This is a genomic window from uncultured Psychroserpens sp. (assembly GCF_947501425.1).
Taxonomy (GTDB): domain Bacteria; phylum Bacteroidota; class Bacteroidia; order Flavobacteriales; family Flavobacteriaceae; genus Psychroserpens.
The window spans coordinates 166032-178889 of the sequence record NZ_CANMVN010000004.1; the positions used below are offsets into that span (position 1 = coordinate 166032).

General features: G+C 35.3%; 27 protein-coding genes. All 27 read right to left on the minus strand.

Going from position 1 to position 12858, the window contains the following annotated elements:
• Positions 1-70: 70 nt before the first annotated feature.
• A complete protein-coding gene (gene rpsD / locus Q0951_RS07520) occupies positions 71-676 on the minus strand; it encodes a 30S ribosomal protein S4 (RefSeq protein ID WP_299335966.1) in 606 nt (201 codons plus the stop codon).
• A 215-nt stretch (positions 677-891) separates the two neighbouring features.
• Positions 892-1275 carry a 30S ribosomal protein S11 gene (gene rpsK, locus Q0951_RS07525; RefSeq protein WP_120202429.1) on the minus strand — a complete coding sequence of 128 codons (384 nt, stop codon included), beginning with the start codon at positions 1273-1275 and terminating at the stop codon, positions 892-894.
• A 98-nt stretch (positions 1276-1373) separates the two neighbouring features.
• Positions 1374-1748 carry a 30S ribosomal protein S13 gene (gene rpsM / locus Q0951_RS07530; RefSeq protein ID WP_299335967.1) on the minus strand — a complete coding sequence of 125 codons (375 nt, stop codon included), beginning with the start codon at positions 1746-1748 and terminating at the stop codon, positions 1374-1376.
• Between the two features lie 2 nt (positions 1749-1750).
• Positions 1751-1867: a type B 50S ribosomal protein L36 gene (ykgO, locus tag Q0951_RS07535; protein ID WP_081990159.1), complete on the minus strand. Its 117-nt coding sequence runs from the start codon at positions 1865-1867 to the stop codon at positions 1751-1753.
• A gap of 4 nt (positions 1868-1871) precedes the next feature.
• Positions 1872-2087, minus strand: coding sequence for a translation initiation factor IF-1 (gene infA, locus Q0951_RS07540; protein ID WP_026753784.1), 216 nt, complete (start codon positions 2085-2087; stop codon positions 1872-1874).
• 86 nt (positions 2088-2173) lie between these two features.
• Complete coding sequence (gene secY / locus Q0951_RS07545; RefSeq protein WP_299335968.1) at positions 2174-3526, minus strand: preprotein translocase subunit SecY; 1353 nt, start codon at positions 3524-3526, stop codon at positions 2174-2176.
• 12 nt (positions 3527-3538) lie between these two features.
• Positions 3539-3991, minus strand: a complete 453-nt coding sequence (gene rplO / locus Q0951_RS07550) for a 50S ribosomal protein L15 (protein WP_299335969.1) — start codon at positions 3989-3991, stop codon at positions 3539-3541.
• A gap of 16 nt (positions 3992-4007) precedes the next feature.
• A complete protein-coding gene (gene rpmD, locus Q0951_RS07555) occupies positions 4008-4187 on the minus strand; it encodes a 50S ribosomal protein L30 (RefSeq protein ID WP_299335970.1) in 180 nt (59 codons plus the stop codon).
• An 11-nt stretch (positions 4188-4198) separates the two neighbouring features.
• Positions 4199-4723: a 30S ribosomal protein S5 gene (gene rpsE, locus Q0951_RS07560; RefSeq protein WP_299335971.1), complete on the minus strand. Its 525-nt coding sequence runs from the start codon at positions 4721-4723 to the stop codon at positions 4199-4201.
• 6 nt (positions 4724-4729) lie between these two features.
• Positions 4730-5086: a 50S ribosomal protein L18 gene (rplR, locus tag Q0951_RS07565; protein ID WP_299335972.1), complete on the minus strand. Its 357-nt coding sequence runs from the start codon at positions 5084-5086 to the stop codon at positions 4730-4732.
• A 10-nt stretch (positions 5087-5096) separates the two neighbouring features.
• Positions 5097-5639 (minus strand): 50S ribosomal protein L6, encoded by a 543-nt coding sequence (gene rplF / locus Q0951_RS07570; protein WP_299335973.1) that lies wholly within the window; start codon positions 5637-5639, stop codon positions 5097-5099.
• 17 nt (positions 5640-5656) lie between these two features.
• A complete protein-coding gene (gene rpsH / locus Q0951_RS07575) occupies positions 5657-6055 on the minus strand; it encodes a 30S ribosomal protein S8 (protein WP_299227513.1) in 399 nt (132 codons plus the stop codon).
• Positions 6056-6141: 86 nt separating this feature from the next.
• The gene (gene rpsN / locus Q0951_RS07580) at positions 6142-6411 is read right to left on the minus strand and encodes a 30S ribosomal protein S14 (RefSeq protein ID WP_099563531.1); all 270 of its coding nucleotides are present in this window, start codon (positions 6409-6411) and stop codon (positions 6142-6144) included.
• A 3-nt stretch (positions 6412-6414) separates the two neighbouring features.
• Complete coding sequence (gene rplE, locus Q0951_RS07585; protein ID WP_299335974.1) at positions 6415-6966, minus strand: 50S ribosomal protein L5; 552 nt, start codon at positions 6964-6966, stop codon at positions 6415-6417.
• Positions 6967-6968: 2 nt separating this feature from the next.
• Positions 6969-7280, minus strand: a complete 312-nt coding sequence (gene rplX, locus Q0951_RS07590) for a 50S ribosomal protein L24 (RefSeq protein WP_299335975.1) — start codon at positions 7278-7280, stop codon at positions 6969-6971.
• Positions 7281-7291: 11 nt separating this feature from the next.
• The gene (gene rplN, locus Q0951_RS07595) at positions 7292-7660 is read right to left on the minus strand and encodes a 50S ribosomal protein L14 (protein WP_028871112.1); all 369 of its coding nucleotides are present in this window, start codon (positions 7658-7660) and stop codon (positions 7292-7294) included.
• Positions 7661-7662: 2 nt separating this feature from the next.
• Positions 7663-7920, minus strand: a complete 258-nt coding sequence (rpsQ, locus tag Q0951_RS07600) for a 30S ribosomal protein S17 (protein ID WP_006988541.1) — start codon at positions 7918-7920, stop codon at positions 7663-7665.
• Between the two features lie 18 nt (positions 7921-7938).
• Entirely contained in the window at positions 7939-8130 is a 192-nt protein-coding gene (gene rpmC / locus Q0951_RS07605; protein WP_299336143.1) for a 50S ribosomal protein L29, read from the minus strand.
• 13 nt (positions 8131-8143) lie between these two features.
• The gene (gene rplP, locus Q0951_RS07610; RefSeq protein WP_299335976.1) at positions 8144-8563 is read right to left on the minus strand and encodes a 50S ribosomal protein L16; all 420 of its coding nucleotides are present in this window, start codon (positions 8561-8563) and stop codon (positions 8144-8146) included.
• 18 nt (positions 8564-8581) lie between these two features.
• On the minus strand, positions 8582-9301 hold the full coding sequence (gene rpsC / locus Q0951_RS07615) for a 30S ribosomal protein S3 (protein WP_299335977.1): 720 nt from the start codon (positions 9299-9301) through the stop codon (positions 8582-8584).
• 8 nt (positions 9302-9309) lie between these two features.
• The gene (gene rplV / locus Q0951_RS07620; protein ID WP_299335978.1) at positions 9310-9717 is read right to left on the minus strand and encodes a 50S ribosomal protein L22; all 408 of its coding nucleotides are present in this window, start codon (positions 9715-9717) and stop codon (positions 9310-9312) included.
• Positions 9718-9723: 6 nt separating this feature from the next.
• Positions 9724-10002, minus strand: a complete 279-nt coding sequence (rpsS, locus tag Q0951_RS07625) for a 30S ribosomal protein S19 (RefSeq protein WP_230936849.1) — start codon at positions 10000-10002, stop codon at positions 9724-9726.
• A gap of 10 nt (positions 10003-10012) precedes the next feature.
• Positions 10013-10840, minus strand: a complete 828-nt coding sequence (gene rplB, locus Q0951_RS07630; protein WP_299335979.1) for a 50S ribosomal protein L2 — start codon at positions 10838-10840, stop codon at positions 10013-10015.
• Positions 10841-10850: 10 nt separating this feature from the next.
• A complete protein-coding gene (rplW, locus tag Q0951_RS07635; RefSeq protein ID WP_204346315.1) occupies positions 10851-11141 on the minus strand; it encodes a 50S ribosomal protein L23 in 291 nt (96 codons plus the stop codon).
• Positions 11142-11148: 7 nt separating this feature from the next.
• Positions 11149-11778, minus strand: coding sequence for a 50S ribosomal protein L4 (gene rplD / locus Q0951_RS07640; RefSeq protein ID WP_299335980.1), 630 nt, complete (start codon positions 11776-11778; stop codon positions 11149-11151).
• On the minus strand, positions 11778-12395 hold the full coding sequence (gene rplC, locus Q0951_RS07645) for a 50S ribosomal protein L3 (RefSeq protein WP_299335981.1): 618 nt from the start codon (positions 12393-12395) through the stop codon (positions 11778-11780). The genes rplD and rplC overlap by 1 nt, the downstream gene beginning before the upstream one ends.
• Before the next feature lie 156 nt (positions 12396-12551).
• On the minus strand, positions 12552-12857 hold the full coding sequence (rpsJ, locus tag Q0951_RS07650; RefSeq protein WP_007650482.1) for a 30S ribosomal protein S10: 306 nt from the start codon (positions 12855-12857) through the stop codon (positions 12552-12554).
• Position 12858 lies beyond the last annotated feature (1 nt).

Here is a 12858-nt window from a genome sequence, read left to right on the forward strand (position 1 = left end):
TTAGTTGCGCGATCTATAAGTTTGAAGAAGACCAATAAATCCTTTGGCTAAATACCAATATGATTAATTATTATTTAGAGTAAAGTTCAACGATGTATTGTTCGTTGATATTTTCTGGAATTTGGATTCTTTCAGGAACAGAAACGTAAGTTCCTTGTTTTGTATCATTATTCCATGTGATCCACTCATAGACATTGCTAGAGTTAGCTAATGAATTTTGAATAGACTCTAATGATTTAGATTTTTCTCTAACAGCAACAACATCACCAGCTTTTAATTGGTAAGAAGGAATGTTAACGATTTGACCGTTAACTGTAATGTGTCTGTGAGATACTAATTGTCTTGCTCCACTACGAGATGGAGACAATCCCATTCTGTAGGCAACGTTATCTAAACGAGATTCACATAGCTGAAGTAAAACTTCACCTGTAATACCCTGAGCAGCAGTTGCTTTTTTAAACATGTTTCTGAATTGCTTTTCTAAGATACCATAAGTGTACTTAGCTTTTTGCTTTTCCATTAATTGGATTGCATATTCAGATTTTTTTCCACGACGCTTGTTTGCACCATGTTGACCAGGAGGATAATTTCTTTTTTCAAAAGCTTTATCATCTCCGAAGATAGCTTCACCGAATTTTCGAGCTATTTTAGTTTTAGGACCAGTATATCTTGCCATTTTTAAAATTTGTTTTGAGAGTGTTTGTGAATTAAGGTCTTAATCTTATCCTTCGACAAACGTTGATCTCTCGTTGATACTTGTTTGTTATTTTTCAGTTTGCAAATTTATGCAAAATAAACTAATATCATACATAAATGTATTAATATTAGTTTATTCAATAGTATTTGAGATTACATGATTAAAACTCATGTAACATCTGAAGTAAATTCAGATTAAACTCTTCTTCTTTTTGGAGGTCTACATCCATTGTGTGGTAATGGAGTAACATCGATGATTTCAGTTACTTCTATACCTGCATTATGAATGGATCTGATAGCAGATTCTCTACCATTACCAGGACCTTTAACGTATACTTTTACTTTTTTGAGTCCAGCTTCTTTTGCAACTCCAGCAGCATCTTCTGCAGCTAATTGAGCAGCGTAAGGTGTGTTCTTCTTAGAACCTCTGAATCCCATTTTTCCAGCTGATGACCATGAAATAACGTCACCTTTCTTATTCGTTAAAGAGATGATAATGTTGTTAAAAGAGGCAGCTACGTGAGCTTCTCCAACAGCATCTACTATTACTTTACGTTTCTTTGTACTTGACTTTGCCATATTTGTTTAGCTTTTAGTTTTAGTAATAGTCGCTAGAATCCTAAACCGTTAAATTTCAAACAGATTCTTTCCAACGTCTAAAGACTAAAGACTATTTATTATTTAGTTGCCTTCTTCTTGTTAGCAACAGTTTTTCTTCTACCTTTTCTAGTTCTAGAGTTGTTTTTTGTTCTCTGACCTCTTAATGGAAGTCCAGCTCTATGACGGATACCTCTGTAACATCCAATATCCATTAATCGCTTAATGTTTAATTGTGTTTCAGAACGTAATTCACCTTCAATAGTATAAGTTCCAACAGCGTCACGGATTGCTCCAATTTGCTCATCTGTCCAATCTTGTACTTTGATGCTTTCGTCTACTTTAGCTGTTGCTAAAATTTCTTGTGCTCTACTTCTACCTACTCCGTAGATATAAGTTAAAGAGATAACTCCTCTTTTCTGTTTTGGTATGTCTACACCTGCAATTCTTGCCATAATTACCCTTGTCTTTGTTTGAATCTAGGATTCTTTTTGTTAATGACGTAAAGTCTACCTTTTCTGCGGACCAATTTACAGTCTGCACTTCTCTTTTTAATTGATGCTCTTACCTTCATCGTATTAGTATCTATAAGTTATTCGAGCCTTCGTTAAATCGTAAGGACTCATTTCTAATTTTACTTTATCTCCAGGTAACAATTTAATGTAATGCATACGCATTTTACCTGAAATGTGTGCTGTCACAATGTGACCGTTTTCTAGTTCAACTCGGAACATTGCATTTGATAATGCTTCTATAATTGATCCGTCTTGTTCTATTGCTGCTTGTTTTGCCATATTATATATTTTAGTGTTTAGTCTTGGATTAGCAAATACCTTGCCTAATTTTTTTCCGTCGACTTCCCTCTAAATTAGTATTACATTTAAGCTACTGCTTTTCTGTTTTTACCTGTTTTCATCAAGCCGTCATAATGTTTGTTCAACAAATATGAATTGACTTGCTGCATTGTATCTATTGCAACTCCAACCATGATCAGTAGCGATGTGCCACCAAAGAATAATGCCCAACCACCTTGAACGTCCATTAGTTTCACAATGATTGCTGGGAACACAGCGATCAATGCTAAAAATATAGAGCCAGGCAATGTAATTTGAGACATTATTTTATCTAAATATTCAGATGTTTCTGTTCCTGGTCTAATACCTGGAATAAAACCACCACTTCGTTTTAAATCATCAGCCATCTTGTTCGTAGGAACAGTAATAGCTGTATAGAAATACGTAAAGATGATAATTAACAGAGCGAACACAACGTTATACCATAATCCGAATGGATCATTAAATTGTGTTTGCATCCATTGCCCAACTTCACTTGAAGATCCCATAGATTTTCCAATTAAACTCGGCACGAACATAATAGCTTGTGCAAAGATAATTGGCATAACTCCAGAGGCATTCAACTTCAATGGTAAGAACTGTCTAGATCCAAATACGTTTTTCTCGTATCCTCCAGATGCTGTTCTTCTAGCATATTGAACTGCAATTTTACGTACAGCCATTACTAACATTACAGAAGCTAATATGATAACAAACCAAACTACAAGTTCGATTAAGATCATCATTAATCCTCCGTTTCCACCACCACTTAAACGTGAAGCAGCATTTTGAATGAATGATGCTGGTAAAGTTGCAATAATACCCACCATGATTAATAATGAGATACCATTACCAATACCTTTATCTGTTATCTTTTCACCTAACCACATTGCGAATATACATCCAGTTACCAAGATGATCACTGAAGATATATAGAATGTTGGACCAGTTCCTAATAAGAATGCAGTTGAAGGAATACCGAACGCTGGTTGTAAACTTGCTAAATAACCAGGTGCCTGGAACAAACAAATAATAATAGTTAACCAACGTGTGATTTGAGTAATCTTCTTTTGACCACTAGCTCCTTCCTTTTGTAATTTTTGAAGATAAGGAATCGCAATTCCCATCAACTGAACTACAATCGATGCTGAGATATACGGCATGATACCCAATGCAAATACAGATGCATTAGCAAAGGCTCCACCAGTAAACATATTAAGTAAACCGATAATACCATCTTCTGCACCAGATTGTAAATTACCTAATTGAGTTGCATCAATACCTGGTAAAACAACCTGAGCACCAAAACGGTAAACTAAAAGAAGACCAAGTGTAAGAATGATTCTATCTTTTAACTCTGTTATTTTCCAAACATTCTTTAATGTATCTATAAATTTCATACTAAAGTGTTCTTATAAAGTTACAGCTTCTCCACCTGCAGCTTCAATTGCAGCTTTTGCTGAAGCAGTAAATTTATGAGCAGTTACTGTTAATTTTGATTTTAATTCACCACGACCAAGAATTTTCACTAATTCATTCTTTCCCGCCAAACCTAGATCAACTAGAGTTTGAAAATCAACTGCATCTTTTATTTTCTTGTTGTCTACTAACTCTTGTAAAGTATCTAAGTTTACACCTTGATATTCTACTCGGTTAATATTCTTAAATCCAAATTTAGGAACTCGTCTTTGTAATGGCATTTGACCACCTTCGAAACCTAATTTTTTAGAGTAACCTGAACGAGATTTTGCTCCTTTGTGTCCACGTGTTGCAGTACCACCTTTTCCAGAACCTTGTCCTCGACCTACTCTTTTTCCTTGATTCTTTACAGAACCTTCTGCTGGTTTTAAATTACTTAAATTCATTTTTAAGTTTATATTTTTAAGCTTCTTCAACAGAAACTAAATGTGAAACTTTATTTACCATTCCAAGAATACTTGGAGACGCATCGTGTACTTTGGTTTGACCAATTTTGTTTAACCCAAGAGATTCTAAGATTCTCTTCTGATTTTGAGTACGATTTATTGCGCTTTTTACTTTTGTTACTTTAATCTTTGCCATCGTCCTATTGATTAACCGTTAAACACTTTCTCAAGAGAGATTCCTCTATCCTTTGCAATTGTTCTTGCATCTCTTAATTGTAATAAAGCATCAAATGTAGCTTTTACAACGTTATGAGGGTTAGAAGATCCTTGAGATTTTGATAATACATCATGTACACCAACTGCTTCCAAAACTGTTCTCACAGCTCCACCAGCAATTACACCTGTACCAGGAGCAGCAGGTATGATATTTACTCTTGCTCCACCATATTTACCTTTTTGTTCATGAGGTAAAGTTCCTTTGATAATAGGTATTCTAACTAAGTTTTTCTTAGCATCTTCAACTGCTTTTGCAATTGCAGTAGCTACATCTTTAGATTTTCCTAAACCGTGACCTACAACTCCAGCTTCATCACCAACCACTACGATCGCTGAAAAACCAAAAGCTCTACCACCTTTTGTTACTTTAGTAACTCTTTGAACACCAACTAAACGATCTTTAAGATCAATTCCACTTGGTTTTACTAATTCTGCGTTTTTATATTTTTGATACATAGTGTCTTAGAATTTAAGTCCGCCTTCTCTTGCGCCTTCTGCTAATGATTTAACTCTTCCGTGATATTGGTATCCACCTCTATCAAAAGAGATTGTATTGATACCAGCTTTAGTTGCTTTTTCAGCAACAGCTTTACCAACTAGGGCAGCTATTTCTGTCTTAGTTCCTTTTGCAGAAGCTATATCTTTATCTCTTGAAGATGCTGCAGCTAATGTTTTACCAGTTACATCATCTACTACTTGAGCATAGATTTCTTTATTACTTCTGTAAACAGCTAAACGAGGTCTTGCTTCTGTTCCAGAAACAACCTTACGTATTCTGCTTTTTATTCTTAGTCTTCTTTCGTTCTTTGTTAATGCCATAACTAATTTTTTAAGCTGATTTACCTGCTTTTCTTCTTAATTCTTCACCAACAAACTTGATACCTTTTCCTTTGTAAGGTTCTGGCTTTCTAAATCCGCGAATCTTCGCAGCAACTTGTCCAACTAATTGTTTATCGTGAGATGTTAATTTAACTATTGGGTTTTTACCTTTTTCTGAAATGGTCTCAATTTTCACTTCTGGTGCAATATCCATTACAATGTTATGAGAAAAACCTAAAGCCAAATCTAATTTCTGACCTTGGTTATTTGCTCTGTAACCTACACCTACAAGTTCTAATTCTTTAGTCCATCCTTTTGATACACCTTCAATCATATTGTGCATCAAAGATCTGTATAAACCGTGTTTTGCTTTCGATTCTTTGTTATCTGCTGATCGTCTTACGAGGATGTTTCCATCTTCTACTTTGATTTCAACAGTATCAAATTTTTGTGTTAGTTCTCCTAATTTACCTTTTACAGTAACAACGTTATCTTTAACGTCAACTGTAACGCCTTCTGGAATGGCTACTGGATTATTTCCTATTCTTGACATGTTCTTTCTGCTTTAAATTAGTAAACGTAACACAATAATTCACCACCTACATTTTCTCTTTGCGCTTGCTTACCTGTAATTACACCATGTGATGTAGAAACAATAGCAATACCTAATCCGTTAAGAATTCTTGGCATTTCATTAGCGCCAGCATACTTACGTAAACCTGGTGTACTGATTCGTTGTATTTTTTTGATTACCGATTCTTTAGTGTCTTTATTGTACTTCAAAGCAATCTTAATTGTTCCTTGTACAGTAGAATCGTCGAATTTATAACTTAAAATATATCCTTGATCGAATAAAATTTTAGTTATCTCCTTTTTTAAATTTGAAGCAGGAATCTCTACCACTCTGTGGTTTGCCTTCACTGCATTTCTGATTCTTGTTAAGTAATCAGCAATTGGATCTGTATTCATTTATATTAATTTGCGGTAACGGTTTTCGATAACTCTCGAACCTGAGACCAATTTATAATTCTTGTTTTTCGCTCTGCGATGGTAATCTACCAAGATGCTTTCTTAACACCTGGAATCAAACCTTGGTTTGCCATTTCACGGAATGTTACACGTGAAATACCGAAAGTTCTCATGTATCCCTTAGGTCTTCCTGTTAGTTTACATCTGTTGTGCATTCTAATAGGAGAAGCATTTTTTGGTAACTTTTGTAGTGCTTCGTAGTCTCCAGCTTCTTTTAAAGCTTTACGTTTCTCAGCATATTTAGCTACTGTCTTTGCTCTTTTTACCTCACGGGCTTTCATTGATTCTTTAGCCATATCTTAGTTCTTTTGAAATGGTAATCCCATTTCAGTTAATAACGATTTTGCTTCTTTATCTGTTTCAGCAGATGTTACAAAAGTAATATCCATACCAGAGATTTTATTGATCTTATCAATGTTAATTTCTGGAAAGATGATTTGTTCAACAACACCTAAGTTATAGTTTCCTCTACCATCAAAACCTGTTGCTTTGATACCATTGAAATCTCTAACTCGTGGTAAAGCTGAAGTTACTAAACGATCTAAAAACTCATACATGTGCTCTCCTCTCAATGTTACTCTAGCACCAATTGGCATACCTTTACGTAATTTAAAAGATGCAACATCCTTTTTAGATAGTGTAGCCACAGCTTTTTGACCTGATATCATTGTTAATTCATCAATTGCGTGATCAATTAATTTTTTATCGGCAACAGCAGCTCCAACACCTTTAGATATAACAATCTTTTTAAGTTTAGGAACTTGCATTACGTTTTTATATCCGAATTCTTCTGTAAGAGCAGAAACTACTTTGTCCTTGTACTCTTGTTTTAATCTTGGAATATAAGCCATAACTATATTACTTCATTTGATTTTGTTGAAAATCTTACTTTCTTATCACCTTCCATTTTATAACCAACTCGTGTTGTTTCACCTTTCGATGTTAACAATGATAAGTTGGACATATGAATTGGTGCTTCTTTTTCTACAATTCCACCTTGAGGGTTTTGTGCACTTGGTTTAGTATGTTTCTTAACCATGTTCACACCTTCTATGATGGCTTTGTTCTTATCCTTTAATACTTTAAGTACATTCCCTTCAGTACCTTTATGGTCTCCAGCAATAACTCTAACAGTATCTCCTGATTTAATTTTAAACTTTGTCATTTTATTAGTCATTAAAGCACTTCTGGTGCTAATGAAACAATTTTCATGAATTGTCTATCACGAAGTTCTCTAGCTACAGGTCCAAATACACGTGTTCCTCTCATTTCTCCTGTTGGATTTAAAAGTACACATGCGTTATCATCAAATCTGATGTAAGATCCATCTGGACGTCTAACTTCTTTTTTAGTACGAACAACTACTGCTGTTGATACTGCTCCTTTTTTAATGTTTCCATTAGGAGTAGCATCTTTAACTGAGACAACAATTTTATCTCCAATAGACGCGTATCTTCTTTTTGTACCACCTAAAACACGGATAGTTAATACTTCCTTTGCTCCAGTGTTATCAGCTACTTTTAATCTTGATTCTTGTTGTACCATAATTACTTCGCTCTTTCAATTATTTCTACTAATCTCCAACATTTAGATTTACTTAAAGGTCTTGTTTCCATGATCTTTACAGTATCACCAATGTTACAGTCGTTTGTTTCGTCGTGAGCAACATATTTCTTTGTTTTCAAAACGAACTTTCCGTACATAGGATGTTTTACTTTTTTAACTTCAGCAACCACGATTGATTTCTGCATTTTGTTACTAGTAACAACTCCTATACGCTCTTTTCTTAAATTTCTTTTTTCCATCTTTCAGCCAGAATACAATTATTGTATTTCTCTTTTAGTTAATTCTGTTGCAATTCTTGCTACTGAACGTCTAACGTTACGTAACTGAATTGGATTATCTAATGGAGAGATTGCGTGAGCCATTTTAAGCTCAGCATAACTCTGTTTAGTTTCACTAAGTTTCTCTTGTAACTCAGCTACTGATAATTCTTTAATTTCTGATTGTTTCATCATATCAAATAAATTATGCTTCGTAATCTCTAGCGATTAAAAACTTAGTTTTAACTGGTAATTTTTGCGCAGCTAAACGTAAGGCTTCTTTAGCAACCTCAATTGGCACTCCACCAACTTCGAAGATAATTCTTCCTGGTTTTACTACAGCTACCCAGTATTCTACAGCACCTTTACCTTTACCCATACGTACCTCAAGAGGTTTCTTGGTAATAGGTTTGTCTGGAAAAACTTTAATCCATAATTGTCCTTCTCTCTTCATGTAACGAGTTGCAGCAATACGTGCAGCTTCGATTTGACGAGAGGTTAAGAAATTAGCATCTAAAGATTTTATACCAAACATACCATTAGAAAGTGTGTATCCTCTTCCGGTATTTCCTTTCATACGTCCTTTTTGGACTTTACGAAATTTTGTTCTTTTCGGTTGTAACATTTTATTGTTCTTTAAAAATTACTTTCTACGACGAGATTTGTTGTTCCCACCGCGTCCTCCAGACTTGCCACCTTGTTTCTTAGACAAGCCAACTAATGGAGAAAGTTCTCTTTTTCCGTATACTTCACCTTTCATGATCCATACTTTCACACCTAATCTACCATAAGTAGTATGTGCTTCAACTAAAGCATAGTCAATATCAGCTCTAAAAGTAGACAATGGAATTCGTCCTTCTTTGTAGTGTTCTGAACGTGCCATTTCTGCACCATTTAAACGACCACTAATCTGGATTTTAATTCCTTCTGCATTCATACGCATAGCAGCAGCAATAGCCATTTTGATTGCACGTCTGTAAGAAATACGATTTTCTATTTGACGAGCAATACTTGATCCTACTAAAAACGCATCAAGTTCAGGTCTCTTAATTTCAAAGATGTTTAACTGAACTTCTTTTCCAGTAATTTTCTTAAGCTCTTCTTTTAACTTGTCTACCTCTTGACCACCTTTACCGATAATAATACCAGGTCTAGCAGTAGTGATAGTAACGGTTACAAGTTTAAGCGTACGCTCAATAATAACTCTAGATACACTAGCTTTAGATAAACGAGCATGGATATACTTTCTGATTTTATCGTCTTCAGCAAGTTTATCTCCATAATCATTTCCACCATACCAGTTAGATTCCCATCCTCTGATAATTCCTAAACGATTTCCGATTGGATTTGTCTTTTGTCCCATATCTCTATTTAAGCTTGTGTGTTATTTTTAGCTCCAATCACAACTGTTACGTGATTAGATCTTTTTCTAATTCTGTGTGCACGACCTTGAGGTGCTGGACGTAATCTTTTTAACATAGATCCACCATCAACTCTAATCTCTTGAACAAATAAATCTGCATCTTCGATGTCTGCATCTTCATTTTTAGCTTGCCAGTTAGCAATTGCCGACAGTAATAATTTCTCTAATCGACGAGAGGCTTCCTTTTGACTAAATCTTAAGATTTGTAATGCTTTCTCAGCTTCTTTACCTCTTACCAAGTCTGCGACTAAACGCATTTTTCTTGGTGAGGTTGGGCAGTTATTCAACTTTGCAAATGCAACATTTTTTCTGCCTTCCTTAATAGCGTCTGCCATTTGTTTTTTACGACTTCCCATAGCTTACTATTTTTTTCCTTTATTTTTTGCACCCGCGTGACCTCTAAAAGATCGTGTTGGTGAAAATTCTCCTAACTTGTGACCTACCATGTTCTCAGTAACATATACTGGAACAAACTGACGACCATTGTGAACTGCAATTGTTTGTCCAACAAAATCTGGAGAAATCATTGAGGCTCTTGACCATGTTTTGATTACTGTTTTTTTGTTAGCGGCTACATTTGCTTCTACTTTTCTAGCCAATTTATAGTGGATGTAAGGTCCTTTTTTTAATGAACGTGCCATATTATCTCAATTATTTCTTTCTACGTTCTACAATATACTTATTACTCGCTTTCGTCTTAGAACGTGTTCTGTAACCTTTAGCTGGAATACCATTTCTTGATCTAGGGTGTCCTCCTGAAGATTTACCTTCACCACCTCCCATTGGGTGATCAACTGGGTTCATTACTACTGGTCTTACTCTTGGTCTTCTACCTAACCATCTTGAACGTCCTGCTTTACCAGATACTGTTAATTGATGATCAGAGTTAGAAATAACTCCAATAGTTGCCATACATTCTGAAAGTATCATTCTTGTCTCACCTGAAGGTAATTTCACTGTTGCGAATTTACCATCTCTTGCCATTAACTGAGCAAATGCTCCAGCACTTCTTGCCATTACTGCTCCTTGTCCAGGACGTAATTCGATACAAGAAATAATTGTACCTAATGGGATTTGACTTAATGGCATAGCGTTTCCTATTTCAGGAGCTATACCTTCTCTTCCAGAGACTACATTTTGCCCAACTTGTAAACCATTTTGAGCAATGATGTAACGCTTTTCACCATCTTGATAATTCAATAATGCGATAAACGCTGTTCTGTTTGGATCATACTCGATAGACTTAACTTCACCAGGAATACCAGTTTTGTTACGCTTGAAATCGATAATACGATACTTTCTCTTATGACCTCCACCAATTTGGCGTATCGTCATTTTTCCTTGACTGTTTCTACCACCAGATCGTTTTTTCGGAACGAGTAAACTCTTCTCCGGCTTATCAGTAGTGATGGCGTCAAATCCATTTACTACTCTAAAACGCTGAGCTGATGTGATTGGTTTTAATTTTCTTACTGACATTGTTGTCTAATTACATGTTAGTGTATAAATCAATTACTTCACCTTCCGCCAGTTGTACAATTGCCTTTTTAACAGCATTTGTTTTACCATGTTGAATACCAGTTTTTGTGTAACGGGTACTACGATCTGGACGGACATTTATAGTACGAACTTTTTCAACAGAGACACCATAAGCAGCTTCAACCGCTTTTTTGATTTCTACCTTGTTCGCCTTAGTGTTCACTTGAAACGTAAAGCAGTTATTCAACTCACTATTGGTTGTCGCTTTTTCAGTGATGATAGGTTTAATTAAGATACTCATTGTCTTCTTATTTACTTAAATTCGATTCAATTCCTTCTAAAGAACTCTCTAAAAGAACTAATTTATTTGCATTTAAAATTTTATAAGTACTTAATTCTGAGTTAATTACAACTTCAGAGCCTTTAAAATTTCGTGATGACAAATATACATTATTATTTGACGCACCCAACACAAACAAAGATTTTTTGTCTTGTATATCAAGTGCTTTCAATACAGCTGTAAAGTTTTTCGTCTTTGGCGCATCAAAATTGAAGTCTTCCAAAACAACGATATCTTTATCATTTGCTTTCATTGTTAACGCTGATTTACGTGCTAAACGCTTCAGGTTTTTATTCAGTTTAAAACTGTAATTTCTTGGTCTTGGTCCGAACATACGTCCACCACCTTTAAATACACCAGACTTGATAGAACCTGCACGTGCTGTACCTGTTCCTTTTTGTTTCTTGATCTTACGTGTACTTCCTGCAATCTCTGCTCTTTCTTTGGCCTTATGCGTTCCCTGACGTTGGTTTGCAAGATATTGCTTAACGTCTAAGTAAACAGCATGGTTATTAGGCTCAATAGCAAACACATCTTTTGAAAGGTCTACCTTTCGTCCTGTGTCTTTTCCGTTTATATCTAAAACTGCTACTTTCATTACTTCTGAATAATTACATAAGAGTTTTTGTGTCCTGGAACACATCCTTTAACTACAAGTAAGTTCTTTTCAGGAACAACTTTGTATACTCTTAAATTTTCAACATTCACTCTTTCGCCACCCATTCTTCCGGCCATTTTCATTCCTTTGAATACTCTCGCAGGATATGAAGCTGCACCAATAGAACCTGGAGCTCTTAAACGGTTGTGTTGACCATGCGTTGCTTGACCAACTCCACCAAATCCATGACGTTTTACAACACCTTGGAATCCTTTTCCTTTAGAAGTTCCAGCAATATCAACATACTCACCTTCTATAAAGTGCTCTACTGTTATTGCATCTCCTAATTTGTAATCTCCTTCAAATCCTTGAAATTCCGCGACTTTTGCTTTAACAGAAGTACCAGCTTTCTTGGCGTGACCAATTTCAGCTTTTGTAGCACTTTTCTCTGTCTTGTCATCGAAACCAAGTTGAAGGGCATTGTACCCGTCTACCTCTTCGGTTCTGACTTGGGTAACGATACATGGTCCAGCTTCGATTACTGTACAAGGAATGTTCTTCCCGTTTTCATCGAAAATGCTGGTCATACCGATTTTTTTTCCAATTAACCCAGACATAATTATTAATTTATTTATTATTACTATTTATTAAAATTCAAGGCCGAAAATACATTCGACCTTGAATTGTATTTTTACCGTTTTTCCCGCGACCGCATCGGTGGGACATTTCATTGATGAGACCCTTCGACTGCGCTCAGGGTGACATCTAGATCATTACACTTTAATCTCTACTTCAACTCCACTTGGTAATTCAAGTTTCATTAAGGCATCAATTGTTTTAGAAGACGACGAGTAGATATCCAATAATCTCTTGTAAGATGATAATTGAAATTGCTCTCTAGACTTCTTGTTTACGTGTGGTGAACGTAACACAGTGAAAATCTTTTTGTGTGTTGGTAATGGAATTGGTCCAGTTACAACAGCACCTGTACTTTTTACTGTTTTTACAATCTTATCAGCAGACTTGTCAACTAAATTGTGATCGTAAGACTTTAATTTTATTCTAATTTTCTGACTCATT